The following is a 26,261-nucleotide window of genomic DNA, read 5'->3' as shown; positions in this document are numbered from 1 at the left end:
ATGCGCTTTGTCGACAAGGGGGAGGATGGACATGCGGATCGTTTCGAAAATGCTGATCGCGACGACGATGCTCGGCGTCGCAGTACCGGCATTGGGGCAGGAAGTGCTCGTGACGGCGCAGCGGCGCGGTTATAATAATGGCGATGCGAGCTACAGCGACGGCGTCGTTGCGTCGTCGCGCCCGATCATCAATCTGAAGCGCACCGCGGATTATGCGGTGCAGACGGTCCGCGTGGTGGGTGATGCGCGTGATTCAACAACGCGGCGCAATGACCTGCGTGCCACGATCAGCAACATGATCGCGACCGCCGGAAAGGCGGGCGTCGAATTGGCGACGGGAAATTATGTCCTCGAGCCTCTGACGCTTGCCAGATACGGGAATCTGGCTTTCTCCGGCGACGGACGACCGGACACGGACCAGACCAGTTTCCTGGCCAAGGTTCGGCTCACGCCCGGAATGACCATTGACGCCGCGAAGGCAAAGATCGCGCAGTTCGTCGCGTCGGTGTCCAAGGTTGGCCGGTCGCAGGTCAGCGCCACCGACGGCCTGACATTGTCGGTGATCAACCCTGATCAATATCGCGGCCAGATCATCGACCTGATCGCTGCCGATGCCGCGCTCTCGGCCGCCAAGTTCGGTACTGGTTCCGGGGTCGATGTCACCGGGCTCGACCGGCCCGTCGAATGGGCGCGCGGGGGACCGACCGATGTGTTCCTGTTCCTGCCGTCCACCTATACGGTGCGGAAGCGCTGAGCGTCAGGTGGTGTTCGATGGCGCCGCCCGCGGCTCCAGCGCGGGCTTAGAGAAATGCCCGTCTCAGGCAAAACCCGTCCATGCTGACGGTTCCCCGGCGAAGGCCGGGGTCCAGTAGGGAAAGGTCGGGGTGATGACGTGGGAGGCGAGGCGCTCGGGCCGGGCGCCGATTCAACGCTACGGCGAAATATGAAAACGTGGCGATGGACGGGAAGCCATTCGGTTTTCCGCCGCGCTCTTTGACATGACCGGAAAAAATGCTCGCCGGCCCGGCTGGCTGTTATGGCCCGAACAGCCAGCAACGCTGGCTGTTATTGGCTGTTCCTTCGCTGTTATGCTGGCTGTTACCTGGCTGTTCGGTGGCTGTTATCCGACCTTAGCCAATTCAGCGTAATGCACTGAGATTAAATCTTAATCTGAGTAAAAAATCCAACATAACAGCCAGCAAGAATTTATTCCCGAAATAACAGCCAGCAATTCGTGCCACGGATCAGGCTTTTGCCGTCGTCGTCCAGCTGTCCACCACCCGCTCGAGAACGCTGAGCGGCACGCCGCCGACGCTGACGACGAGATCGTTGAACTGCTTCACGTCGAACCTGGCGCCGAGCGCGGTCTTCGCCTTGGTGCGCAGCCGGTTGATCTCGTTATGCCCGGTCTTGTAGCCGAGCGCCTGGCCGGGCCAGGCGCAATAACGGTTGAGTTCCGACCGGCATTGCGACGCAGTGTAGCCGGTCGCCTCGCCGAACCAGCGCATCGCCTGTTCCATGGTCCAGCGCTTGTGATGCAGCCCGGTGTCGGCGACGAGCCGACAGGCGCGGAAGTTCATCGATTGCAGATAGCCGAGATGCGCGAGCGGATCGTTGGCATAGGCACCAACCTCGTCCGTGAGCTGCTCGGCATAGAGTGCCCAACCTTCGCTATAGGCATTGAACGCCAGCAGAGTGCGGATCAGCGGCAGGCTATAGGTATATTCGCCCTGCCAGACATGCCCCGGTATTCCTTCATGACTGACAAGCGTCGGCAAGGCGAACCGCGGCCAGATGCTGGTGTCCTTCAGGTTGATGTAGAAATTGCCCGGAGACTTGCCGTCGATCGATCCGGCCCCGGCATAGGCGTTGGGCGCGCCGCCCTCGATCGAGACGGGGACACGCTTCACGATCAGCTTGCCCGCGACGACCTTGCCGAACACCTGCGGCATCTTGCCGCGAATGCCCGCCACCGTGCGGTTGAGATAACCGAGCAACTCGGTGCGCCCGGCGTCGGTACTGGGAAAAAGCAGGTCGGGCCGTTTGCCGAGTTCGGCCAGCCGCGCGCCCACGCTGCCCTGGGTCAGGCCCTGCGCCTTCAGGAGCACATCCATTTCGGCGCTAAGCTTCGCGACCTGTTCCAGGCCGGACTGATGGACTTCCTCCGGCGTGCGCTTGGTCGTGGTGCCGGCCTCGACCAGCCAGGCATAGGCGCGCTCGGCGTCCGGCAATTTCCACATGCCGGGCGTGTCGCTGGCCTTGGCTCGCACTTTGGTCAGCGCGGCTGCCTGACGCGTCAGGGCTGGGGCGATCCTGTCCTTGGCGATCTTCGCTGCGTTCTCGCCCCACGGGCCCGCGACGCCCGCCTTGCTGGCCTTCTCGGCGAACGACCGGATCAGGCCCCAGTCTGCGATCGGTTGGGTTGCGGCGCTGTTGAGCTGGCCTGCCGTGATGTCGAGCAGGAAGTTGGGCAGCATGATGCCCTTGGCCGCATCGGCCTCGATCCGCGCGGTCTCGGCATCGAGCGAGGCGGCATAGGCCTCCAGCCGCGTCAGATAGGCATCGGCGTCGGCGCGGGTGGCGATCTCGTGCTTGCTCTCCATCATATCGGGCACTTCGGCGAACGCGCCGGTACCCTGCGACACGATATAGGGCGTGCTGCGATAGGAGACATTCTGGTTGAGGATCGCGACATCGCCGCCGGGCAGCGCCGCCCAGCCGCCGACCGCGAGCTGATAGGCCGCCTGGACCACATCGACATCGAGCGCGACCTGGGCGGAGAGTGTCGCGCGGTCGATCGCTTCGAGCTGGCGCAGGCGGGCCCTGGCCGTATCGCGGTGGCTGGCGTCGCCGGCTGCGCTTCGATCGGCCAGCTTCGCCTTCAGTCCGCTGCGCTTGCCCGTGTCGATGCCGAGCGTCGTCGCATTGTCGGGGAAGGTCGCGAGCATTTCCTCCGCGATTGCGGCAAGGGCGTCCGCCGCTGCCGCATCGCCGGGCGCGCCGGCTTTGCCCGCGGCAAGCGCAGGGAATGTAGCTGCGACGCCGGCGATGCCGGCACCGGCGAGGAGGTTTCTACGATTGAGCAGCATGGGTGGTCCTGTGATGAGCGATTGGCGCCATGCTGCCACAGGTCGGGCGAGGGATGACAGCGAATTGCTGCAGCGGGATCACTCGCGCAGCCGCATCAATCCTTCCTGTGCGCAGCTGGCAACCAGTCGGCCGTCCCGCGCGTAGATCTTGCCGCGATTGAAGCCGCGCGCATGCCCCGCCCAGGGGCTGTCGGTCGTGTAGAGCAGCCAGTCGTCGGCGCGGAAATCCTCGTGCAGCCAGACCGAATGGTCGAGGCTGGTGCTCTGCAGCTTGTGAGTCATCCACGACACGCCGTGCGCGAGCGAGGCGGTGCCGAGCAATGACATGTCCGATGCATAAGCCAGGATCGCGCGGTGCATCGCGGCATCGTCGCCGATCGGCGCGACGACGCGGAACCAGCTGCTCTGGCGCGGCTCCTGCTTGACCGGGTGAAGCCAGCTACGCGGCGTGACCGGGCGGATCTCGATCATGCGCGGGCGCAGGAACTGATGGCGGAAGCGTTCGGGAATCTCGTCCATCATCGCGAGGCGCAGCTCGCGGTCGGACTTGAGTTCTTCCGGCGGCGGCACGTCGGGCATCGCATCCTGGTGCGCCAGCCCACCCTCGGGGGTTTGCAGCGAGCAGGCCATGTTGAGGATCGGCTGGCCCTTTTGCATGGCGATCACGCGGCGCGTGGCAAAGCTGCGCCCGTCGAAATCGCGCACCACGCGGTAGATGATCGGCAATTCCTCCGCCCCGGGCCGCATGAAATAGGCATGGAGCGAATGCGCGATCTTCGGCGCATCGGTCGAGCGCTGCGCGGCCTGCAGGGCCTGTCCGATCACCTGCCCGCCGAACACCCGGCCGAACCCGTCATTGCCGACCTTGCCGCGATAGAGATCGGTGTCGAGTTCCTCGACATCGAGGAGATCGACAAGCTCGGTGGCGAGCTGTTCGGGTGTGGGTTCGGTCATCGGAACGCGCCTATCAATAGCCCGCCGCGAGCGCCAGCCGGTCGGCATGGAAGTTCGCATCGCCGAACATCTCGGCCAGTACGCGGGCGCGCTTCATGTAGAAGCCGATGTCATACTCGTCGGTCATGCCGATGCCGCCATGCATCTGCACGCCTTCCTGCACCGACAGGGTCGTGGCCAGGGCGGTCATCGCCTTGGCGACCGACACTGCAGCGTCTGCCTTTTCGTCACCCTCGTCGAGCAATTGTGCAGCCTTGAGAACGGCGGCGCGCGCAACCTCCATTTCGGAATAGAGGTGCGCGGCGCGGTGTTGCAGCGCCTGGAAGCTGCCGATCGTCGCGCCGAACTGCTTGCGCTCCTTGAGATAATTGACGGTCAGGTCCATCGCGCCGCCGCCCACGCCGAGCAATTCGGCCGAAGCGCCGGTGCGACCAGCGCGGAGCAAACGGTTGAGCGGATCGCTGCCGGCATCGACTTCGCCGATCACCGCATCGGCATCGACCTCGACGCCGTCGAAGGTCAGGCGTGCGGCGAGGCTGGAATCGGCGAGGCGCTCGGCCTCGGAGGTCAGGTTGGCTGCACTCTTGTCGACTGCGAACAAGGTGATGCCCTGTTCGTCATCCGCCGACCCGGCGGTACGCGCGGCGACGATGATCAGGTCGGCGATATGGCCATGGGTGACGAACTGCTTCCTGCCGGACAGTTTGAAGCCATTGCCTGAGCGCTCCGCTTTCATCGCCACGGTGCCGCGGTGCTTGGCGGCTTCGTCGATCGCGAGAGCCGCGACGGTCTCGCCTGCGATTATGCCGGGGAACCAGCGTTCGGCCTGGGCGCTGCCCTTGAGCGCTTCGACCGCGGCGACGGCGGTGGACAGGAAAGGCGAGGGGGACAGGTTACGGCCGATCTCCTCGAGCACGACACCGGCTTCGACATGGCCGAGGCCCAGGCCGCCTTGGTCCTCACCGATCAGGATGCCGGTAAAACCCATTTCGGCGAAGCTCTTCCACAGGTCGCGTGAAAAGCCCGTCACGTCCTTCGCATCGCGCAGTGCGCGCATATGCGAGACCGGGGCGTGCTCGGCGACGAAATCGCGCGTCGTATCGCGGAGCATCGTCTGTTCGTCATTGAGATAGAGAGGCATCGAATATTCTTTCTTTTCGTCATCCCCGCGAAAGCGGGGATCCCGCTTCTTCTTCTGGCTGCGGGGCAAGGCAGCGGGATCCCCGCTTTCGCGGGGATGACAGTTAAGCTGAAGGCAAATCCAGGATCCGCTTGGCGATGATGTTGAGCTGGATCTCGCTGGTGCCGCCCTCGATCGAGTTCGCCTTGGTGCGCAGCCAGGCGCGCGCCGCGCCGCCGCCCGAGGAGCGTTCGCTCTCCCATTCAAGCGAGTCCGAACCGCCGGCCGCCATCATCAGTTCGTAGCGCGACTTGTTCAGTTCAGTGCCGTAATATTTCATCATGCTTGGCTGGGCAGGATGGGCGCGGCCGGCCTTGAGCTCGTCGATGAAGCGTTCGGACATCATGCCGAACGCTTTGGCGCGAACTTCGAATAGCGCGATGCTCGCGCGCAGCAACGGGTCGGCGAGCTTGCCGTCGTGATCGAGCCCGACGGTAGCGATCGCGCCGTCGATCAGCGGATTGCGACCGGTCGAGGCGAGACCCATGCCTGAGATCATCTCGCGCTCATGGCCGAGCAGGTATTTCGCGACGTCCCAGCCCTTATTCTCGTCATGGATGCGATTGGCCTTGGGCACTTTCACATTGTCGAAAAAGGTCTCGCAGAACGGCGAATAACCGCTGATCAACAGGATCGGCTTGGTCGATACGCCTTCGCTCGCCATGTCGAACAGCACGAAGCTGATCCCGCCCTGCTTGTTGGTCTTGTCGGTACGCACCAGGCAAAAGATCCAGTCGGCCTTGTCCGCATAGCTGGTCCACACCTTCTGCCCATTGACCAGATAGTAATCGCCCTTGTCTTCGGCGGAGGTCGCCAGGCTGGCGAGATCGGACCCGGCGTTCGGTTCGGAATAACCCTGGCACCAGCGGATTTCGCCGCGCGCGATCTTGGGCAGATGTTCGAGCTTCTGCTCCTCGGTGCCGTATTTCAGCAGCGCCGGCCCGAGCATCGAAATGCCGAACGAGTTGAGCGGGTTGCGCGCCTTGATCGCGGCAAGTTCCTCGCGCAGGATCTTGGTCTCGGCCGGGCTCAGCCCGCCGCCGCCATAAGCCTTGGGCCAGTCAGGCACGGTCCAGCCACGGCTGGCCATCGCGTCCATCCATTCCTTCTGACCGGGCTGGAAATCGGGATTGCGACCGCCCCATGTCGCGTCCTTTTCGGAACGGACGGGTTCGCGCATTTCGGGCGGGCAATTCGCCGCGAGCCAGGCGCGGGTCTCGGTGCGAAAAGTGTCGAGGTCGGTCATCTTGGTTCCTGAATCTGGCAGTTCAACCGATCGCGCCGTCGACAAGACGGGCGACCGCAATGGCGGTGTGATCACGGTGCGGCGCGGCAATCACCTGCATGCCGATGGGCAGGCCATCGGCGGTCTTGCCGATCGGCACTGCGGTGGCGGGGAGGCCGGGGAAGGTGGCGATGCCGGGCCAGGCGAATTGCACCGCGAACGGCGTCTGCTCGCCATCGATCGGCAGCATGCGGCTGCGCAATGCGGTGTCGTCATGCGCGAATGCGGCACTGCCCAGCACGGGCGCGAACACCACGTCGAACTCCTCGAACAGCCGCACCCAGGCGCGCTTGTTGCGCGCCTGATCGTCGAGCAGGTCGAACCATTGGATCAGCGTTGCGGGCGTGCCGCCCTGCGGTGCGAGGCCGCGGGCGATCGCAATGCCGAGCATGCGCATATAGTCGCTTTGCTGCTTTGCCAGATCGGGCAGCAGATCGGTCTTGCGCGTCACCAGCGCGCCCGCCGCTTCCAGCGCCTGTGCGGCCGTTTCGATCGCCGCGACGATCGCGGGATCTACCTTGGCCGATGGATGCTCGGTCAGCAGCAGGATGCGTAAGCCGCGCGGGCTTTCGATCGCGGCACGCGGTTGCGGCACATCGGCGACCAGATCGAACGCCAGCGCCAGATCGGCGCCGTCGCGCGCCATTGGCCCGATCACCGCCAGGACCGAGCGCGCGCCATCGGTGCCGGGGAAGAAATGTCCTTCGTTCGGCAGCACGCCAAAGGTCGATTTATGACCCCAGACACCGCAGAAATGCGCCGGCACGCGGATCGAGCCGCCAATGTCGGAGCCATATTCGAGCGGCACCATGCCCGAGGCGAGCGCCGCCGCCGCGCCGCCCGACGATCCGCCCGGCACACGCGACAGGTCATGTGGATTGCTGGTGCGGCCATAGACCGGATTGACCGATTGCAGATCGGCAAGGCTGACCGGCACATTGGTCTTGCCGAGGAAGACCGCGCCGGCCGCCTTCAGCCGCTGGACCGCAACTGCGTCCTTTTGCGCGATATGGCCGCGATGCGCCTCAAAGCCCCAGGTCGTCGGCAGGCCGGCGATGTCGTAGCTTTCCTTGATCGTCATCGGCACACCGAGCAGCGGCGCGGTGTCGCCGGCGGCGAGGCGGCGATCCATCTCCGCCGCCTGTTCCCGCGCACGATCGAAATCGCGCACGATCACCGCATTGATCGGGCCGTCGCGTTCCTCGATCCGCGCGATTGCGGCCTCGCACTCGAGGAGAGCGCTGCTCTCCCCGTTGCGGATCGCCGCGGCGGTTTCGAGTGCGGTCCGTTCCATCAGTTGAAACGCCCGCCGCTTTCCGCCTTGCTCTTCAGCAGTTCGGCGACTTTGAAGCCGTGCTTCTCCAGGCCGGCGACGATCTTCTTCAGGCCTTCGGTGTCGGCCCAGAACATCGGCCCGCCGCGATAGACCGGCCAGCCATAGCCATAGATCCACACCACATCGATGTCCGATGCACGCTGCGCCATCTTCTCCTCAAGGATCAGCGCGCCTTCATTGACCATGGTGTAGAGCGTCTTTTCGATGATCTCTTCATCGCTGATCTCCCGCTTCTGCAGGTTCGATTTGCTGCGGAATTCCTCGATGATCTCGGCGACGCGCGCGGACGGGGTCGGATTCCGCTTCTCGTCATAATCGTAGAAGCCCTTGCCGGTCTTCTGGCCCCAGCGGCCTTCGGCGGCGAGCGCGTCGCGGATATTCTCGATCCGGGTCGGATCGCGGTGCCAGCCGATATCGACCCCGGCGAGATCGCTCATCTGGAACGGCCCCATCGGCATGCCGAATGCGACATGGACGCGGTCGATCTGCTCGGGCGTCGCACCTTCCATCAGCAGCTTGTTGGCCTCGACCTGGCGCGGCATCAGCATGCGGTTGCCGATAAAACCGTGGCACACGCCCGCGACCACCGCGACCTTCTTGATCTTCTTGGCCAGCGCCATGACCGTCGCCAACACGTCGTCCGCGGTCTTCGCGCCGCGCACCACTTCGAGCAGCTTCATGACATTGGCGGGCGAGAAGAAATGCATGCCGAGCACGTCCTGCGGACGCGCCGTCACGGCGGCGATCTCGTCGATGTTGAGATAAGAGGTGTTGGAAGCAAGGATCGCGCCCGGCTTGGCAATCGCGTCGAGCTTGGTGAATATCTCCTTCTTCACCTCCATCGTCTCATACACGGCTTCGATGATCAGGTCGCACTCGGCGAGATCGGCGAAGTCCAGCGTCGGCTTCAGCGCACCCATCGCCTGCTCGACCTGTTCGGGCTTGAGCCGGCCCTTGGCGGCCGAGGCCTCGTAATTCTTGCGGATCACGCCGGTGCCGCGATCGAGTGCTTCCTGCTGCATCTCGACGATCGTCACCGGAACACCGGCCGACAGGAAGTTCATCGAAATACCGCCGCCCATCGTACCGGCGCCGATCACGCCGACGCGTTTGATGTCGCGCAGCGCGATGTCCGATGCGACGCCGTCGATCTTCGCGGCCTGGCGCTCGGCGAAGAAGATATGACGCTGCGCTGCGGACTGCACGCCCATCATCAGCTTCATGAATTCCTGACGCTCGAAGGCAATGCCTTCTTCGAACGTCGAGCCGTCCGCTGCCTTTTCGACGCAGGCGATGTTGGCGGCGGGCGCGTCGAAACCGCGGAAGCGCTTGGCGTTGTCCTTCTTGAACGCGGCGACCGCGTCCGGGTCGGGCGTGGCGGTCTTGCGGCTTGCGATTGGCAGAGGGCGCACGGCGGCGACTTCGCGGGCGAAGGCGATCGCGTCGGCGACCAGGCTGTCCTCGCCGGCGAGCCGGTCGATCAGGCCCACCTCAAGTGCTTTTTTGGCGCTGATCGGGTCGCCCTTGGCGGTCAGCTCCAGTGCGATCGGCACGCCGGCAAGGCGCGGGATGCGCTGTGTGCCGCCGGCGCCGGGGAGCAGACCGAGCTTCACCTCGGGAGTACCGATCTTCGCCGAGGGTACGGCGATGCGGTAGTGGCAGCCAAGGGCGGTCTCGCAGCCGCCCCCCAGCGCCGTGCCGTGGATCGCCGCGACGACCGGCTTGTCACTTGCCTCGATGATCTCGATCAGGGTCGGCAGGCCGGGCTCCTGCATGGCCTGGCCGAATTCCGTGATGTCGGCGCCGGCGAAGAACGTGCGGCCGTCGCAGCGGATCACCATCGCCTTGATCGATGCGTCGGCGAGACCTTCCTTGAGGCCGGCATCGAGCCCCTGGCGCACCGCGGCGCCGAGCGCGTTCACCGGCGGGTTGTTCGAGATGATGACAAGGATATCTTCATGGCGTTCGGTGGTGATCGGACCGGTCATTCTAGTCTCCTCTTTGTTCCCCGGCGAAGGCCGGGGTCCAGTTGGGAACGCTGGGTAATTCAGCGCCACCCATGATGATTCTGGCCTTCAACTGGCCCCGGCCTGCGCCGGGGAACAGGGTCAGGTCAGCGCGGAATAGATCAGCGTCTTCAGCTCGCGCCGGATCGGATAGACGTTCGATGGGCTCATCTGAGTCATGAAGATCATGTGCAGCTTCTCGACGGGGTCGATGAAGAAGGCAGTCGAGAACATGCCGCCCCAATAATATTCGCCGACCGAGCCCGGGATCATCGAGCGCGCGACATCGATATTGACCGCGAAACCAAGCCCGAAGCCGGTGCCGGCATTGGCCGCCTCGCTGAACAGCGACTGCGACATGGTCGCGAGGTCCGAACCGCCGGGCAGATGGTTCTGGGTCATCAGTTCCAGCGTCTTGCGTCCGACGATGCGCGCGCCGTCGAGCTCGCCGCCATTCAGGCACATCCGGCAGAAGCGATGATAATCGAGTGCGGTCGAGACCAGCCCGCCGCCGCCCGACAGGAGTTTCGGCTTGCGGCTCCATGCGCTTTCCGTACCGCGATCATACATCACGCGGCCCTTGCCGGTGACGAAGGTGTAGCAGTCGGTCAGCCGGTCGATCTTGGCCGCCGGCACCTCGAAGAAAGTGTCGTGCATCTTCAGTGGCGCGAAGATGCGCGCGCGGAAGAAATCGTCGAGCTTCATCCCCGACACGCGCTCGACAACCGCGCCGAGCACGTCGGTCGACACCGAATAGTTCCACCCTTCGCCGGGCGAGAATTCGAGCGGAATCTTGCCCAGCGCCCCAATAAAGCCGTCGAGATCGAGATTACCGTGCCAGTTCTCGATCTTGCCCTCGCGATAGGCGGCATCGATGTTGGAGCGGTTCTGGAAGCCATAGGTCAGGCCCGAGGTATGGCGCAGCAGATCGACCATGCGCATCGGCTCGGTGGTCGATCTGGTCGCGAACGGCACCCCGGCACCGCCGCCATTATAGACGCCAAGTCCCTTCAATTCGGGCAGTACATGATGGACCGGCGTATCGACCGCCACCAGCCCCTGTTCGACCAGCATCATGAAGGCGATTGAGGTGACCGGCTTGGTCATCGATGCGATACGGTACAGTGAGCTTTCATCGACCGGCTTGCCGCCTTCGCGCGCTGCACCCTGGCTGCTGAAATGGACGATCTCGCCGTCGCGCGCGATCAGCAGCTGGGCATTGGGGAGCTTGCCCGAATCGACATAGCGCTCCTTCAGCAGGCCATCGATATGGGCCAGCCTTGTGGCGTCCAGACCGTGCGATCCTGGCTTGGCGATCTTCATCTGGCTTTTCCATACCCCCGGTTCGAAACTGGTCGCACCCTATTGCCTTGAGTGGCGCGCGAATCAACACTAACCTTGGTTGGAACGGCAGATAAGCCAAACCCGAAGTTCAGAATATGGAGAGACGCGTCTTGGATATCGAACCTCTCATCGCGCTCGACCCCAGCTGGCCCGTGATCTCGCTGGCGCAGGCGCAGGCCGCGCTGACCGTGCCGGGCAGCAAGTTCGAAATGGACGTGGCCGAGATTCGCGGCGTGCCGACCCGGGTATGGAAATATGCGCCGCCGTCGCTCGCCTTCCTGATCCAGGCCGCCCGCGCCTATGGGCAGAATGTCTTCACCATCTATGAGGACGAGCGCGTCACCTATGAAGCGAATTACCGTGCCGTCGCGACGCTGGCGACGAAGCTGCTGGAAATGGGTGTGGCGAAGGGTGATCGGGTTGCGATCGCGATGCGCAACCTGCCCGAATGGCCGGTGATCTTCTTCGCTGCCGCCTCGATCGGCGCGATCGTCGTGCCGCTGAACGCGTGGTGGACCGCCGGCGAGCTGGAATATGGCATCGACGATTCGGGCACGCGTCTGTTGTTCGTCGATGATGAGCGGCATCAACGGCTGGTCGAGTCCGCTCCGGCGCTCCCCGCGGTGGAGCGGATCATGGTTGCGCGTGCGTCCGGCCCGCTGGAGGGCAGGGCGTCGCGGCTGGAGGATTTGATCGGCACGCCGACCGATTATGCCGCGCTGCCCGATGTGCCGTTCCCGCAGGTCGCGATCGACACCGACGACGATGCGACGATTTTCTATACCAGCGGCACGACCGGCCATCCCAAGGGCGCGCTCGGCACGCATCGCAATTTGATGACCAATATCATGTCGGCCGGCTATGCCTCGGCGCGATCGGTGCTGCGGCGCGGCGAAACGCCCCCCGACCCAACGCCGCGCACCATGCTGACGGTGATCCCACTGTTCCATGTCACCGCGTGCAGCGCGAGCATGATGGGGGTGATCGCGACCGGATCGACCATGATCTTCATGCGCAAATGGGACGTGGTGCGCGCGATGGAGATCATCGAGCGCGAAAAGGTCAACATCACCGGCGGCGTGCCGACCATCGCCTGGCAGTTGATCGAGCATCCCGACCGCCACAAATACGACCTCTCCTCGATCGAGGCGATTGCCTATGGCGGAGCGCCTTCGGCACCCGAACTGGTCAAGCGCATCCATGAGGAATTCGGCGCTTTGCCCGGCAATGGCTGGGGCATGACCGAGACGATGGCGACGGTGACGAGCCATTCGAGCGAGGATTATCTCAACCGCCCGACCAGCGCGGGGCCGCCGGTCGCGGTCGCCGACCTCAAGATCATGGACGATGAGGGCACGACCGAAATGCCGCTCGGCGAAGTCGGCGAGCTATGGGCGCGCGGGCCGATGATCGTGAAAGGCTATTGGAACAAGCCGCAGGCGACCGCGGAGACCTTTATCGAAGGCTGGGTGCGGACCGGCGATCTCGCCAGGCTCGACGAGGAGGGCTTTGTCTATATCGTCGACCGCGCCAAGGACATGATCATCCGCGGCGGCGAGAATATCTATTCGAGCGAGGTCGAGAATGTCCTCTACGCGCATCCGGCGGTGACCGACTGCGCGCTGATCGGCATCCCGCACCGGACACTCGGCGAGGAACCGGCGGCGGTGGTCCATCTCGCGCCGGGTATGGAAGCGACCGAGGCGGAATTGCAGGCCTGGGTGCGCGAGCGGCTTGCGGTCTTCAAGACACCGGTCGCGATCCGCTTCGTGCATGAGACATTGCCGCGCAACGCCAATGGCAAGATCCTGAAAAAGGATCTGAAGATATTGTTCGAGGACAGGGTTGGGGTGGCGGCCTGACGCGGTTAGACCGCGTCGATGCGATTTTTCCGTCGGCTCATGCTTTGCGTTGCTCCGGCCTTGCTGGGGGTGGCGGCAAGCGAGCCGCTGTCCGAATCGTTCGATGTCAGTGTGCCGCAGCTTCCGCAGATCGTCGCGACCGATGGCGGAAAAGCGGTCCGTTACGAGCTTCATCTGACGAATTTCGCCACGGTGCCGTTGGCAGTGCGCGGGATTCTCGTCACCGATGCCGATACCGGCAAAATCCTCAGGAGCTTCAGCCGCCGCCCGCTGCTGACGCATCTGATCCCGCTCTCCGGGACCAGGGACGACCCGAGTTCCGCGCGGGTGACGATCCAGCCAGGTGCAAGGGCTGTCCTCTATGTCGAACTGAGCGGACCATTGCCGCGGCGGATCGGCCACACTGTGGATTATGTCGCGGCCTGCGAGACGTGCCCGTTGCGTCTCGAAATCCCGGCGGTTGCGGTGAACCAGGCCGCGGCCGTGACGCTCGCGCCGCCGCTGGCAGCGGGCCCCTGGGCGGCGGTGCAGTCACCGGACTGGCCGCGCGGCCATCGCCGGGTGGTCTATACGCTGGACGGCAAGGCGCGCATTCCCGGACGTTACGCGATCGACTGGGTCGGCCTCGACGATGCCGGGCGCACGACGCGAGGTGATCCTGATCGCGCCGTGGATGCGATCGGCTATGATGCGCCGGTCCTGGCCGGCGCCGACGCGCGCGTTGCGGCAGTGCGTGACGGGATGGTGGAAAGCGCCTCGATCGCCCGCAATCCCGATCATGTGCTCGGCGATGGATCGGGCAATTATGTCGCGCTCGACCTGGGGCAGGGCCGCTACGCTTTCTACGAGCATCTGCGGCCGGGCAGTATCCAGGTGAAGGTCGGGCAGCGAGTCCGTCGCGGGCAGGCGATCGGCGCGCTGGGCTTCAGCGGCGACACGACCGGCCCGCATCTTCATCTGCACGTCGCGAACGGGCTGGATCCGCTCAAGGCGGAGGGCATTCCCTTCGTGATCGATAGTTATACCGAGATCGGCCGGTATGACGATATCGGCGCGCTTGGCAGCAAGCCGTGGCAATCGGCGGGACCGACGCGCAAGTCCCACGAATGGCCTGCGTCCAACGTTGTGGTGCGCTTTCGCTGAAAGTCAGAGGCCCCGGCGCATCCCGCGCCACATGAGACACCTGCGCCGGTAGCGCTGCGGCGATCCTGCTTTCGACAAAGAGAAGGAGCGTGCCGCGGCAAGTCCGGCAAGCGGTGACACGCTTCAGCGGGTCAGCCGACCACCTTGTCGACCGCCGTTTTCCAACCGGCCAGCCTTGCCGCACGTATGTCGGCATCGATCGCCGGCTCGAACGTCTCGACGCTGCCGCGCATGACGCTCGCCGCTTCGAGTCCGTCGAATAGGCCGCACCCAACCCCCGCCAGCATCGCCGCGCCCAGCGCAGTGGTCTCGGCGAATTTCGGGCGTTCCACCGATACGCCGAGCATGTCGGCAAGATCCTGCGCCATCCAGTCATTGGCGACCATGCCGCCATCGATGCGAACGCTCTGCCAGTCGACGCCATCGGCGGCAAAGGCGGTCTTCAGATCGTGCGCCTGATGCGCCATCGCCTCGAGCGCGGCACGGACGATATGCGCCTTGCTGGTCGAGAAGCTGAGCCCGGACAGTGCCCCGCGCGCCTCGGGCTGCCACCACGGCGCGCCAAGCCCCGAGAGCGCGGGCACGAGATAGACGCCGCCATTGTCGGGCACGCCACGCGCCAGCGCTTCGGTTTCGGCGGCGGTGCCGATCAAGCCGATCTCGTCGCGCAGCCATTTGATCAGGCTGCCCGCGACGAACACCGACCCCTCCAGCGCATAGGCGCGACGCCCGCCCAATTGCCAGACGATGGTCGAGAGCAGCCGGTTGCGCGAGGTCGGCGGGGTCGGTCCAGCCTGAGTCAGCACGAAAGCGCCGGTGCCGAAAGTCGCTTTTGTCTCGCCGGGCTTGAGGCAGGACTGACCGATCGTCGCGGCCTGCTGGTCACCGGCGATGCCGCAGATCGGGATCGGCGCGCCGAATAGCGTCGTTTCGCCGAACCGGCCGGCGCAATCGACGATCTCGGGCAGCGCCTTGCGCGGGGCGCCGAACAATTCGATCAGCCCATCGTCCCAATGCCCGCTGCCGATCGCCATCAGCGCGGTGCGGCTGGCGTTGGTCGCATCGGTGATGTGCACGCCGGCCCCATTTTCCCCGGCAGTGAGTTTCCAGATCAGCCAGCTTTCGATCGTGCCGATGGCGAGGCGGTTTCCGGCCTCCTTCAGCTGCGGCCAGTTCTGCATCGCCCAGCCGATCTTCGACCCAGAGAAATAGGGGTCGAGCAGCAACCCGGTCTTGGCCTGCACGGCGGGCTCATGCCCGGCTTCGCGCAGGTCGCGGCAGATCGCGGCGGTACGCCGGTCCTGCCAGACGATCGCCGGGGCAAGCGGCTCGCCGCTCTCGCGGTCCCAGAACACCACCGTTTCGCGCTGGTTGGTGATGCCGATCGCGGCGATCCGCTCCGCGCCGCCGGCCTGATCGACCATCGCGCGGGTGACCGCCAGGGTTCGCTCCCAGATTTCAGCAGCATCATGTTCGACGCGGCCCGGCTCAGGATAATGCTGGGTGAGTTCAGCGGCCTTGCTGGCCAGGCACTTGCCGTCGGGAGCGAAAAGCATGGCGCGGGTCGAGGTCGTGCCTTCGTCGATGACCAGGATCAGGTCGCTCATGTCGTGGCCTTGTCTGAGAGCAGGATACTGGCGATCAGGCCGCCGATTGCGAGAATGAAGGCCAGGCCGATCAATGCGGTCAAAAGACCCAGCGGGAAATTGCCCGGATTTGTGCTGGCCGGATCGAATAGTTTGCCGAAGAAGCTGCCGTACAGCATGCCCACGGCCACACCCCAGGACGCGGAAAAGAAGGATCGCGTCGCGCGCGTCGGACGGCCGACGGCGATCGCGGCGGCGATCATCATCGCGCCGGCCAGCATATCGTCCATCCAGAATGCGACCGGCCGCCCGGCGCCCCAGGATCGATACGCCTCGCCGGCCATGAGCAGAATTGCGCCGATGATCGCAATGATGCGCAGCGCCTTCATCTCGCGCGAACCCCTTGTCGATCGAGCCCACACCGCATCAACGCTCTCCCCATCCCGCTGCCTTTATCGGCATGGCGCGGAACGACCATATCCCACGATAATCAACCGCGACAACCGGCACGGCGACAGCATCGCTTGCGATAGCCGTCCGCGGAATTCATGCTGGATCGCATCGCTTTTCCCATCAACCACGGGTAGTCGAATAGCAGATCCGAGCGAGAGAAAGCGTTGAAGTCAGGGGACTGGCTCGGCGCAAGTGGAGGACCATCCGGATGGTGTTTGGCTGGAACAAGAAGAACCGCGCCGGGGAAAAGGATGACGCTATTGCCGAGCGCTGGAATCGGCCCGGGCGTGATTATGCGCGACGAATTAACGGGTTCATTGCCGACCAACGCGCCGGACGGGCTGTGCCTGACGATTGGCCAGGTGACTCGCGTGACCTGGATCTTGCCGGCAAGGTCATCGGCCAGGTCGAGCGGCTCCATCGCGACGGTCAATATGGTGCCGCCCGCAACCTGTTTGATCCGGCACATGAGCCGTTCATTCCGCTGCTCGATGAAGCGGGGCAGAATCTCAGCTGTGCGGTGATACTGGGCCCGGATGACTATCTGGTGCGTCTGGGATCAAGTTATCGACCCGGGCCGACACTGCGTATCACCGGCAATGAAACGGTCGAGCTGCCGGAGATACTGGCTGCCGCCACAAGCCGGGATCACGAGCTGTTGTTGCTGGTTCGCGCGCGGGGGTTCGCGATTTCCCGGGGCTTTGACGGCGCGGTTGTGGCGGAACTGCCCTGGCCGGAGGGTATCGAGCCCGGCGCGCTCGACGATATCCATATCAGCGAGGACGGCTTGCGTATCGCCTTTTGCCAGGACGACGCCCATGTCTGGCTGGGGCACGTCCTGCCGGATGGCGGCGCACATTGGGACAGAGTCTATCCTGATGATGCTTTTCTGGCGGAGCGGCGCGAAGAAGACGACGACCCCGATGAAGACGAAGCAGATGGCGGCTGGTCCGACAGCATGATGCATTGCGCGCTATCACCCGATGGCTGTTTCATCGCTTATGGTTCGCAATGCTATGGGCACTACATCGATGCGATCGATGGTCCCGGCAGGGTACGACGCTGGGCGGCGCTCGGATACATCAGCGAATATCCCCATAACGCATGTTTTTCCGACGATGGTGGTTTTGTTGCGCTCAATTCCTGCCATTTTTACCATGGGAGAACGCTCGGGGCGCGGATTGCCGCAGTCGAGGGGATCGTCACCGAGCCCTATCAAGAAACCGATCTGACCAGGGAGATTGACGGGGCCTTGCGGGTCTATGCCTCCACCTGGCTGCCTGCCGACGTTGCCGGTCACGCCTCCGGCGCCTTTGCCTTGGCAGGTGCGGGTTATCTCAACATCGTGACACCTGATGGGGAAATTTTAGCGAGGCAGTGTTTCGGTTCCAGTGCGTCATCGATCGATTACTGCCCCAAGAGCAAGCAATTGCTGTTGGGGTCTTATTCCGGTTTTCTGCATGTATATGATATCGCCGAAAACGAGGAAGCGGACCTTGCCATCGGCGATCGGCCGCGGCGCGAACGGTCGCGCTGGGTTTTATGGAAAGACCGTCCGCCTTTTCGTTGGTAGCCGAATAGGTGCGCGCGCAGATGATATCCCGCGACCATCCATCACGACAACTTGCGTGGTAGCTGTATCGGCCGCGATGGCTGTCCTCCGATTTGGCGCAGCGGATCGGGATTACAAGCCGCGGGAATTGAGGCTAGTGTCGCTGAGAATAGCGAGGGGCAGGTAAGAAGTGGCGGACAAGGCGACGGAAGAACAGAAGCCGATCGAGCCGCCGGTGATCACGCCGGCGTCGACATTCGGCGCGTTCGGCCTGCCGCTGGTCGGCACGGTCGAAGCGGGCGAGGATTCGCGGATCGCGATGCGCCGCGATCGCCTGCTTGCCGCCCTGACCCTGATCTGCGGCATCGGCCTGGCGCTGGCGCTGCCCTTCGCCCTGAAGGCCGGGGCGGAATTCTTCCTGCCGACCACCGCTGCGCTGGTCATTGCGATCGCGCTGGTGCCGGTGCTGGAATGGCTCGAGCGGCATCATGTGCCGTCTGCGCTGGCGGCGCTGACCTGCGTGCTGCTGTTCCTGGTCGCTGCGAATATCGCGCTGGCGGCGATCATCGTGCCGGCGACCGAATTCTTCCGCAAATTGCCCGACCGGATCGACCGTATCCAGATGAACATCCAGCCAGTGCTGGATCTCTATTCGACCCTGGAAAAATACATCAACCGCACGGTACGTCAGCTTGCCGCGAACGACGCGGTGCGCCAGCCGCAGACCGTCGCCGCGACACCGCCCAATTCGATTCTGGAACTCGCCGCGACCTCGGCGCCGACATTGATCATCCAGGTCTTCTTTGCGATCCTGGTGGTCTATTTCTTCCTTTCCGGCTGGACCCGGCTGCGCAAGAAGACGATCACCAGCCGGTCGAGCTTTGGCGGCGCGATGGCGACCGCGCGGGTCATTCAGGACGTGGTCGACGATGTGTCGGCCTATCTCGGCACGATCACGGTGATCAATCTGTCGCTCGGCCTGGTCATAGCCTTCACATTATGGCTGCTCGACATGCCGTTCCCGCTCATGTGGGGCGGCATCGTCGCCTTGCTCAACTACGTGCCCTATTTCGGACCGATCATCGCGGCGATGCTGTTGCTGCTCGGCGGGCTGATGACGTTCCAGGATGTGTGGGTCGCGGTGCTGCCCGCGATCATCATGATCGGCGCGCATCTGATCGAGGCGAATGCGGTGACGCCGTTCATCGTTGGGCACCGGCTGACCATCAACCCGATTCTGATTCTCATCTCCTTGAGTTTTTGGGGATGGGTATGGGGCACGACCGGCGCCCTGCTTGCGGTGCCGCTGCTGATCATCCTGCAGACCGTGATCGGCGCGGCGGGCAAGCCCGATATCGCCGGTTTCCTGTTCGAACACGGCACGTTGACGCAGCAGCGCAAGCGCCGCGGACGGAATGATTTGCCCGAAGGCTAAACAGTCTGTTGACAGGGTAGGGCACCTCGCTTAGGTGCCGCGCCTCACGCTTCATAAGCGGGTGTAGCTCAGTTGGTTAGAGCGCCGGCCTGTCACGCCGGAGGTCGCGGGTTCGAGCCCCGTCACTCGCGCCATTCCTCAGATGGAATGGCCCTGAACGCGATCTCGACCGATCAAGCGATCGATCGAAAAACCGCCGGCGCCGATCGTCGCGAAGACCAGCCCGAACAGGATCAGCGCGACCGACGGAAACGCACCGCGGATCCCCAGCACGGCGTCGACCATCACCAGCGCAACGATGAAATTGACGGTACAGATCAGGCCGGCCCAGCGCGTCGCCAGCCCGAGAATCAGCGCGATGCCGGTCAGGAACTGCGCCCAGACCGAGAGCGGGGCCATGATCTCCGGTGCCGCGAAGCGATTGTGGCGCAGAAACGCAGCGAACTCGTTCATCCGTTCGGTGCTGACGACATTGTCCCAGGTGCCCCAGACAAGGAACGCGCCGATCACGACACGCGCGAGGAGCAATGCGGCATCGCTCCCGCGTGCGAGAAAGTCAGCTTTTACCCACTCGCGTCGCATTGCCCGTCTCCACCTGGCGCCAGCGTCCCGTTTCCATCCAGAGCAGCATGCGCCGCATCGGCAGAATCCACAGCCAGATGATGCCGGTGACGACGTAAAAGACAAGCTGCAGCAGCCAATGCCACGTGCCCACCCAGTCGGATGCCGTCGCCACCAGTATGACCCAGATCGTGATCATCGCGAGAATTGCCAGCATGCCGACCGGCTTGCGCCAACTGGGCGTCATCGGGTGATCCATTCTCTTTCGGTGGCGATGGCGTGGAGCGGTACGTCCCACGACTCGACGGGTAGCGATTCGGCCTGCTGTATCGACCAGGCGATGCCGATACGCCAGCTGTCGGGAAAGCGCAGGAACGCGCGGTCATAATAGCCGGCGCCCTGGCCGAGCCGGTTGAGCGAGCGGTCGAATGCGACCAGCGGGGCAAGAATGATGTCCGGGCTGAGCTCGGCGGCATGTTCGGCCGGCTGGTGCAGACCGAAGGGTCCTGCGATCAGCGCCGCTTCGGTATCCCAGCTGAGGAAGCGCATCGGCGTCGCGCGGTTGACGATATGGGGCAGGGCGATGATGCATCCGGCTTCGACCGCAGCGCGCGCGAGCGGGCTTGGATCGGCTTCGCTGCCCATCGGCACATAGGACGCCACGGTCATGCCGTGCGACAGCCGCTCCAGATAGGCGGGGGGCGGGGTCATCACGGGGCATGTGGCCGCGACAAAGGCGTCGCGCGCGGCGCGCGTCGCGGTGCGCACGGCTTGCTTGTCGGGCATCATATCAAAATGCGGTGATTGTGGCGGGACCACCGTGGCCGTTTGCCTGAATATCCTCTGACGCCAGTAGCATCAGGTGGGGATCATGTACGACAGGCCAAGACCTGCGCAGGGACAACCCCCTAGGAAGAATAATCGCCTCAGGGATAATCGGTAAGGCTCGTACCGGGCAGTGCCCGCCACTTATTGTTATAGGGATTGAGAGGTTAATTCTCAAGTGCTTCGGCCAGGCTTTCCAACCGGTCGGCGAGTCGGTCGAGCAGCGCGCTGCTGACGCCTTCGGGCGGGCGGTTCTGGGCCTCGTCGAGCGAATCGGCGAGCATCAACGCAATGAACAGCATCGTACGTTCGGCATTGAGGCCACCTGCGGCACGCGACGCGGCTGCCCATTGCGCATCAAGCATGCTGGAAATGCGAAGCAGCTGGTCCTCTTCCCCATCCCGACAGGCAACGGTGTGACGGCGGTCGCCGATGGTCAGCGTGACGTCGGCCATCAGTCCTCATCCTCCTGCGCGATGATGTCGTCGAGTGCCGCAATCGCTTCGATCATGCGGCTGCGCAGCGCTTCATGACGGATGGCAAGGACCTCGGTTGCCCGGGCCCGGGCAGCCATGGCGGCTTCGATCCGGGCAATGGCGACCTCGATACGGTCGGTGGCGGAAGAAGGGGCATCGGCCATGTTGTTGCGATAGCACGGCTTCGCGCTGCGACAAGATCGATTTGGACCGCACCGGTTGACGCAGCGTTCGGGCCACCGCAAAGACCGCGCACATTATCGACTCGCCGGCTGCCCCCAACCAAGACTTTTTGCGCCAGGAGCTTTTGGGGCCCGGTAACCCGAGGAAACCGATGTCCGCATCCGATACCGATCTCGCTAATGCCATCCGCGCGCTTGCGATGGACGCCGTCGAGGCCGCCAATTCCGGGCATCCCGGCATGCCGATGGGCATGGCCGATGTCGCGACCGTGCTGTTCACCCGCTACCTGAAATTCGATCCCGCCGATCCGGCCTGGCCCGATCGCGATCGTTTCGTGCTGTCGGCCGGGCACGGGTCGATGTTGATCTACGCGCTGCTCAACCTGACCGGCTATGCGCGTCCGACGATGGATGACATTCGTCGTTTCCGGAAACTCGGCAGCCCCTGCGCCGGCCACCCGGAGAATTTTGAACTTGCCGGCGTCGAGGCGACGACCGGGCCACTGGGACAGGGCTTTGCCATGGCGGTCGGCATGGCGGTCGCCGAGCGGCATCTGAACGCGGTGTTCGATGACAGCCTGGTCGATCATAATACCTGGGTGATTTCAGGCGATGGTTGCCTGATGGAAGGTATCAACCACGAGGCGGTCGGCCTTGCCGGGCATCTCGGCCTCGGCCGTCTCAATGTGCTGTGGGACGACAACAAGATCACCATCGATGGCGCGACCAGCCTGTCGACCAGCGAGGATATTCCGGCGCGCTATCGCGCCAGCGGCTGGCATGTCGTGTCGTGCGACGGCCATGACACCGCCGATATCGCGCGGGCGATGGACGAGGCGCTGGCCGATCCGCGGCCCTCGCTGATCCAGTGCCACACGATCATCGGCAAGGGCGCGCCGAACAAGCAGGGCACGTCGGCGACCCACGGCGCGGCGCTGGGCGCGGCGGAAGTCGCCGCAGCGCGCGAGGCGCTCGGCTGGCCCTCGGCGCCGTTCGAGATTCCCGCTGATATCCGCGATACCTGGCTTGCCGCGGGCGCACGCGGTGCTAGTGTTCGCAGGGATTGGCAGGAGCGACTGGCAAATCATTCGGATCGTGTAGAATTCGAACGCCGCATGGCCGGCGACTTGCCGGCCGGCAATGTCGTCGCCAAGGCCTTTGCCGGCTGGACGAGCACGCCGCAGAATGTCGCGTCGCGCAAATCGTCCGAGCTCGCGCTCGACGTCCTGACGCCATTGGTACCCGAGATGCTCGGCGGATCGGCTGATCTGACCGGCTCCAACAATACCAAGGCCAAGGGGCAGCAACCGCTGACGCGTGCCGATTATGCCGGGCGCTATGTCTATTACGGCATCCGCGAATTCGGCATGAGCGCGGCGATGAACGGCATGGCGCTGCATGGCGGCGTCATTCCCTATGGTGGCACCTTCCTGGTGTTCAGCGACTATGCCCGTCCTGCGATCCGCCTCTCGGCATTGCAGCATGCGCGCGTGATCTACGTCATGACGCATGATTCGATCGGGCTGGGCGAGGATGGTCCGACGCACCAGCCGATCGAGCATCTCATGTCGCTCCGCATGATCCCCAATCTCGACGTCTATCGCCCGTGCGATGCGGTCGAGACGGCGGAATGCTGGGCGCTGGCGCTCGAGAAGAAGACCGGCCCCGGTCTGCTCGCGCTTTCGCGGCAGAATCTGCAACAACTGCGCACCGGTGGCGAAATGCTGAGCGCAAAAGGCGGCTATCGTCTGCGCGAGGCCAATGCGGCGCGCCGGGTTGTGCTGATCGCGACGGGATCCGAAGTGCATATCGCGATATCGGTCGCCGACCGGCTGGAAGAACATGGCATCGGCGCCGATGTGGTCTCGATGCCCTGCACCTCGCGCTTCGATGCACAGAGCGAGGATTACCGCGCCGATGTGCTGCCCGACGGCGCGCTGCGCGTGTCGATCGAGGCCGGAGTGACTTGGGGGTGGGAGCGCTACACTGGCGATGCCGGCCTGCGCTTCGGCATCGACGGCTTCGGTGCCTCTGCGCCGATCGAGCCACTATATGAGCATTTCGGCCTGACCGCGGATGCGATCACGCCACAGATTATTGCTGCATTGGATTAATGCCCCGGAATTAACGCCCAGCCGTTCGCCCTGAGCTTGTCGAAGGGTGCGCGCTTGGGCTTCGACAGGCTCAGCCCGAACGGGTTGAGGAGATCAGGAGGAAGACTATGACGATCAAGGTTGCGATCAACGGGTTCGGACGCATTGGCCGGCTTGTCGCACGCGCGGTGCTGGAGCGGGGCGATACCGGCCTCGAACTCGTCGCGATCAACGATCTTGCCGACGCCAAGTCGAACGCATGGCTGTTCAGCCGCGATTCGGTGCACGGCAAATATCCCGGCAAGGTCTCCGCCGAGGGCCAGGATTTGGTGGTCGACGGCAAGCGCATCCGCGTTACCGCAGAGCGTGATCCGGCGAACTTGCCGCACAAGGAACTGGGCGTCGACATCGTGCTGGAATGCACCGGCTTCTTCACCGACCGCGAAAGCGCGCAGAAGCATCTCGATGCCGGCGCCAAGAAGGTGCTGATCTCGGCCCCGGCCAAGGGTGTCGACCTGACCGTCGTGTACGGCGTCAACCACGACAAGCTCGAGGCGGGCCATGACATCGTCTCGAACGCTTCGTGCACGACCAACTGCCTGGCGCCGGTTGCCAAGGTGCTGAACGATGCGATCGGCATCGAGCGCGGCCTGATGACCACCGTCCATGCCTATACCAACGACCAGAAGATCCTCGATCAGATCCACCCCGATCTGCGCCGCGCACGCGCGGCTGGCATGTCGATGATCCCGACCACCACTGGCGCTGCCCGCGCGGTCGGTGAAGTCCTGCCGGAACTGAAGGGCAAGCTCGACGGCTCGGCGATCCGCGTGCCGACCCCGGACGTCTCGCTGATCGACCTGACCTTCACCCCGTCGCGCGACACGACCAAGGATGAAGTCAATGCGATCCTCAAGGCGGCGTCGGAAAGCGGCCCGCTTAAAGGCATTCTCGATTACACCGATGAGCCTCTGGTCTCGATCGACCTGATGCACACGCCCGCATCCTCGACCGTCGACAGCCTGGAAACCGCGGTGCTGGACGGCAAGCTGGTCCGTGTGGTCAGCTGGTACGACAATGAATGGGGCTTTTCCAACCGCATGGTCGACACGGCCGGCGCGATGGCCAAGTTCATCTGATGACCATGCCGTCGCCCCGGTTGCCGGGGCGGCGGTGCGGTATAGGGCGCGCCACGCGTCATTGATGTGATCGGGAATTGAGAAGTATGGCCAGGCCGTTCAAAACACTCGATGATATGGGTGATGTCGCCGGCAAGCGCGTGCTTGTCCGCGAGGATCTGAACGTGCCGATGGCGGACGGTGCGGTGACCGACGACACGCGGTTGCGCGCGACCTTGCCGACGGTAGGCGAACTGGCCGACAAGGGCGCGATCGTCTTGATCCTCGCGCATTTCGGGCGTCCCAAGGGGCAGCGCAATCCGGATCTGTCGCTGGCGATGCTGACCCGGCCCTATGAAGCGGTGCTTGGGCGCCCGGTGCGCTTCATCGGCGATTGTGCCGGCGCGGAAGCCGTGGCGGCGGTGGCCACGTTGCAACCCGGTGATGTTGCGATCCTCGAGAATACGCGCTTCCATGCCGGCGAAGAGAAGAACGATCCGGCGCTGGTCGCCGATATGGCGAAGCTCGGCGATTTCTACGTCAACGACGCTTTTTCCGCCGCGCACCGCGCTCATGCCTCGACCGAGGGCCTGGCGCATGTCCTGCCGGCCTTTGCCGGCCGCGCAATGGAGGTCGAACTCGATGCGCTCGACAAGGCATTGGGAAATCCCGAGCACCCGGTCGCCGCGGTGGTCGGGGGCGCCAAGGTGTCGACCAAGCTCGACGTTCTCAAGCACCTCGTTGCGCGTGTCGATCACCTGATCATCGGCGGCGGCATGGCCAACACCTTCCTGGCGGCACGCGGCGTCGATGTCGGCAAGTCGCTGTGTGAGCATGATCTGACCGGTACCGCGGAAGAGATTTTCGACGCGGCGGAGCGGGCGAACTGCACGATCCATCTGCCCTATGACGTGGTGGTGGCGAAGGAATTCCGCGCCAATCCGCCGGTCCGCACCGTCAATGTGCATGAGGTCGCACCGGACGAGATGATCCTCGATGTCGGCCCTGCAGCGGTCGAGGCACTGGCCGATGTGCTGAAGAATTGCCGCACCCTGGTGTGGAACGGACCGATGGGCGCGTTCGAGACGCCGCCGTTCGACATGGCGACGGTGGCACTGGCCAAGACGGCAGCGGCCCTGACGCGTGATGGATCCCTGGTCTCGGTGGCCGGTGGCGGCGACACGGTCGCGGCGCTCAACCAGGCCGGTGTCGGCGATGACTTCACCTTCGTCTCGACCGCGGGCGGTGCGTTTCTGGAGTGGATGGAAGGCAAGGAACTGCCTGGCGTCGCGGCCCTGACGCGCTGATACCGGGAACTTGCTGCATCGCAGCATAAATTGCCCGTGATTGGCCGTTGCGTCGGGGCTCGTGAAAACCCGCGGGCGCGGTCGGCTCTGCCGGCAACGTTCCATGACCGGCTCGCGCATCTCAGCCGCATGACTGACGAGAGCGGGGGAGGGCGCCTACCTCTACCGGTTTTTCATGCATCTGCTGCCTTAGGTCGACGGATCGACAGTCGGCGGCAAGCGTCGCTCTCGACTGTCCTTGATTCAATAGTGGTGCGCGTCATGGCAGGGTGAATCCCGATGGAGCGCTGTTCAGGCCTTCCGCCCGCTCTTTGACATGACAGGAAAATCTCGAACATCTCTGCGCTGGCTGTTCCGGCCATAACAGCCAGCATCGTTCGCTGATATCTGGCTGATAACTGGCTGTTCGCTGGCTGTTATCGACAACCGCCGGATTCAGCTTAAGCCTTTGAAAAAGGATGGCATCAAGCTTGC

22 protein-coding genes, 1 tRNA gene and 1 other RNA gene are annotated in these 26,261 nt (G+C 64.1%); 9 read left to right on the top strand and 15 right to left on the bottom strand.

All coding sequences use genetic code 11. The features are described from left to right. Nucleotides 1-31 precede the first annotated feature (31 nt). Nucleotides 32-754, top strand: coding sequence for a TonB-dependent receptor (locus H3Z74_RS10965; RefSeq protein WP_187763906.1), 723 nt, complete (start codon nt 32-34; stop codon nt 752-754). Nucleotides 755-1,244: 490 nt separating this feature from the next. Here H3Z74_RS10965 and H3Z74_RS10960 read toward each other — a convergent pair whose 3' ends face one another. The 7 genes from H3Z74_RS10960 to H3Z74_RS10930 form a co-directional block, all read right to left on the bottom strand. Next, nucleotides 1,245-3,089, bottom strand: coding sequence for a DUF885 domain-containing protein (locus tag H3Z74_RS10960; protein WP_187763905.1), 1,845 nt, complete (start codon nt 3,087-3,089; stop codon nt 1,245-1,247). A 78-nt stretch (nt 3,090-3,167) separates the two neighbouring features. Beyond that, on the bottom strand, nt 3,168-4,043 hold the full coding sequence (locus tag H3Z74_RS10955) for an acyl-CoA thioesterase (protein ID WP_187763904.1): 876 nt from the start codon (nt 4,041-4,043) through the stop codon (nt 3,168-3,170). 13 nt (nt 4,044-4,056) lie between these two features. Further along, nucleotides 4,057-5,184 (bottom strand): acyl-CoA dehydrogenase family protein, encoded by a 1,128-nt coding sequence (locus tag H3Z74_RS10950; RefSeq protein WP_187763903.1) that lies wholly within the window; start codon nt 5,182-5,184, stop codon nt 4,057-4,059. 103 nt (nt 5,185-5,287) lie between these two features. After that, nucleotides 5,288-6,469 (bottom strand): acyl-CoA dehydrogenase family protein, encoded by a 1,182-nt coding sequence (locus H3Z74_RS10945; RefSeq protein ID WP_187763902.1) that lies wholly within the window; start codon nt 6,467-6,469, stop codon nt 5,288-5,290. Nucleotides 6,470-6,491: 22 nt separating this feature from the next. Continuing rightward, on the bottom strand, nt 6,492-7,802 hold the full coding sequence (locus tag H3Z74_RS10940; protein WP_187763901.1) for an amidase family protein: 1,311 nt from the start codon (nt 7,800-7,802) through the stop codon (nt 6,492-6,494). Next, on the bottom strand, nt 7,802-9,832 hold the full coding sequence (locus H3Z74_RS10935) for a 3-hydroxyacyl-CoA dehydrogenase NAD-binding domain-containing protein (protein ID WP_187763900.1): 2,031 nt from the start codon (nt 9,830-9,832) through the stop codon (nt 7,802-7,804). Before H3Z74_RS10935 ends, H3Z74_RS10940 begins: the two co-directional genes overlap by 1 nt. 120 nt (nt 9,833-9,952) lie before the next feature. Next, the gene (locus H3Z74_RS10930; protein ID WP_187763899.1) at nt 9,953-11,173 is read right to left on the bottom strand and encodes a serine hydrolase domain-containing protein; all 1,221 of its coding nucleotides are present in this window, start codon (nt 11,171-11,173) and stop codon (nt 9,953-9,955) included. Nucleotides 11,174-11,289: 116 nt separating this feature from the next. Here H3Z74_RS10930 and H3Z74_RS10925 point away from each other — a divergent pair, with 116 nt between their 5' ends. After that, on the top strand, nt 11,290-13,056 hold the full coding sequence (locus tag H3Z74_RS10925; protein ID WP_187763898.1) for a class I adenylate-forming enzyme family protein: 1,767 nt from the start codon (nt 11,290-11,292) through the stop codon (nt 13,054-13,056). 18 nt (nt 13,057-13,074) lie between these two features. Continuing rightward, complete coding sequence (locus tag H3Z74_RS10920; protein WP_187763897.1) at nt 13,075-14,199, top strand: M23 family metallopeptidase; 1,125 nt, start codon at nt 13,075-13,077, stop codon at nt 14,197-14,199. A 131-nt stretch (nt 14,200-14,330) separates the two neighbouring features. Here the strand turns inward: H3Z74_RS10920 and H3Z74_RS10915 are convergent, their stop codons facing one another. After that, nucleotides 14,331-15,806, bottom strand: coding sequence for an FGGY family carbohydrate kinase (locus tag H3Z74_RS10915; RefSeq protein ID WP_187763896.1), 1,476 nt, complete (start codon nt 15,804-15,806; stop codon nt 14,331-14,333). Continuing rightward, nucleotides 15,803-16,174, bottom strand: coding sequence for a hypothetical protein (locus H3Z74_RS10910; RefSeq protein ID WP_187763895.1), 372 nt, complete (start codon nt 16,172-16,174; stop codon nt 15,803-15,805). The genes H3Z74_RS10915 and H3Z74_RS10910 overlap by 4 nt, the downstream gene beginning before the upstream one ends. Nucleotides 16,175-16,446: 272 nt before the next feature. Between H3Z74_RS10910 and H3Z74_RS10905 the strand changes: the two genes are divergently transcribed. The 3 genes from H3Z74_RS10905 (at nt 16,447) to H3Z74_RS10895 (ending at nt 19,359) form a co-directional block, all read left to right on the top strand. Next, a complete protein-coding gene (locus H3Z74_RS10905) occupies nt 16,447-17,811 on the top strand; it encodes a hypothetical protein (RefSeq protein ID WP_187763894.1) in 1,365 nt (454 codons plus the stop codon). A 298-nt stretch (nt 17,812-18,109) separates the two neighbouring features. Further along, on the top strand, nt 18,110-19,225 hold the full coding sequence (locus tag H3Z74_RS10900) for an AI-2E family transporter (RefSeq protein ID WP_187764273.1): 1,116 nt from the start codon (nt 18,110-18,112) through the stop codon (nt 19,223-19,225). A 57-nt stretch (nt 19,226-19,282) separates the two neighbouring features. Beyond that, nucleotides 19,283-19,359: transfer RNA gene (locus tag H3Z74_RS10895), tRNA-Asp, on the top strand. Between the two features lie 4 nt (nt 19,360-19,363). Here the strand turns inward: H3Z74_RS10895 and H3Z74_RS10890 are convergent. From H3Z74_RS10890 to H3Z74_RS10870, 6 genes are all read right to left on the bottom strand, one after another. Next, on the bottom strand, nt 19,364-19,807 hold the full coding sequence (locus H3Z74_RS10890) for a DoxX family protein (protein WP_187763893.1): 444 nt from the start codon (nt 19,805-19,807) through the stop codon (nt 19,364-19,366). Then, on the bottom strand, nt 19,782-20,045 hold the full coding sequence (locus H3Z74_RS10885; protein WP_412034836.1) for a DUF2842 domain-containing protein: 264 nt from the start codon (nt 20,043-20,045) through the stop codon (nt 19,782-19,784). Before H3Z74_RS10885 ends, H3Z74_RS10890 begins: the two co-directional genes overlap by 26 nt. Further along, on the bottom strand, nt 20,030-20,572 hold the full coding sequence (locus H3Z74_RS10880; RefSeq protein WP_187763891.1) for a 5-formyltetrahydrofolate cyclo-ligase: 543 nt from the start codon (nt 20,570-20,572) through the stop codon (nt 20,030-20,032). Before H3Z74_RS10880 ends, H3Z74_RS10885 begins: the two co-directional genes overlap by 16 nt. A 22-nt stretch (nt 20,573-20,594) precedes the next feature. Further along, nucleotides 20,595-20,751: non-coding RNA, 6S RNA (ssrS, locus tag H3Z74_RS24920), on the bottom strand. A gap of 27 nt (nt 20,752-20,778) precedes the next feature. After that, a complete protein-coding gene (locus tag H3Z74_RS10875) occupies nt 20,779-21,066 on the bottom strand; it encodes a cell division protein ZapA (RefSeq protein ID WP_187763890.1) in 288 nt (95 codons plus the stop codon). Further along, complete coding sequence (locus tag H3Z74_RS10870) at nt 21,066-21,251, bottom strand: hypothetical protein (protein WP_187763889.1); 186 nt, start codon at nt 21,249-21,251, stop codon at nt 21,066-21,068. Before H3Z74_RS10870 ends, H3Z74_RS10875 begins: the two co-directional genes overlap by 1 nt. Nucleotides 21,252-21,421: 170 nt before the next feature. Between H3Z74_RS10870 and tkt the strand changes: the two genes are divergently transcribed. The 3 genes from tkt (at nt 21,422) to H3Z74_RS10855 (ending at nt 25,787) form a co-directional block, all read left to right on the top strand. Beyond that, entirely contained in the window at nt 21,422-23,383 is a 1,962-nt protein-coding gene (tkt, locus tag H3Z74_RS10865; protein WP_187763888.1) for a transketolase, read from the top strand. A gap of 107 nt (nt 23,384-23,490) precedes the next feature. Continuing rightward, entirely contained in the window at nt 23,491-24,501 is a 1,011-nt protein-coding gene (gap, locus tag H3Z74_RS10860; RefSeq protein WP_187763887.1) for a type I glyceraldehyde-3-phosphate dehydrogenase, read from the top strand. A gap of 86 nt (nt 24,502-24,587) precedes the next feature. Further along, complete coding sequence (locus H3Z74_RS10855; protein ID WP_187763886.1) at nt 24,588-25,787, top strand: phosphoglycerate kinase; 1,200 nt, start codon at nt 24,588-24,590, stop codon at nt 25,785-25,787. Nucleotides 25,788-26,261: the final 474 nt, after the last annotated feature.

The sequence above is a fragment of the Sphingomonas alpina genome (genome assembly GCF_014490665.1).
Taxonomy (GTDB): domain Bacteria; phylum Pseudomonadota; class Alphaproteobacteria; order Sphingomonadales; family Sphingomonadaceae; genus Sphingomonas; species Sphingomonas alpina.
The sequence above is the reverse complement of the archived record's forward strand: the minus strand, read 5'-3'. Positions and strand labels throughout refer to the sequence as shown.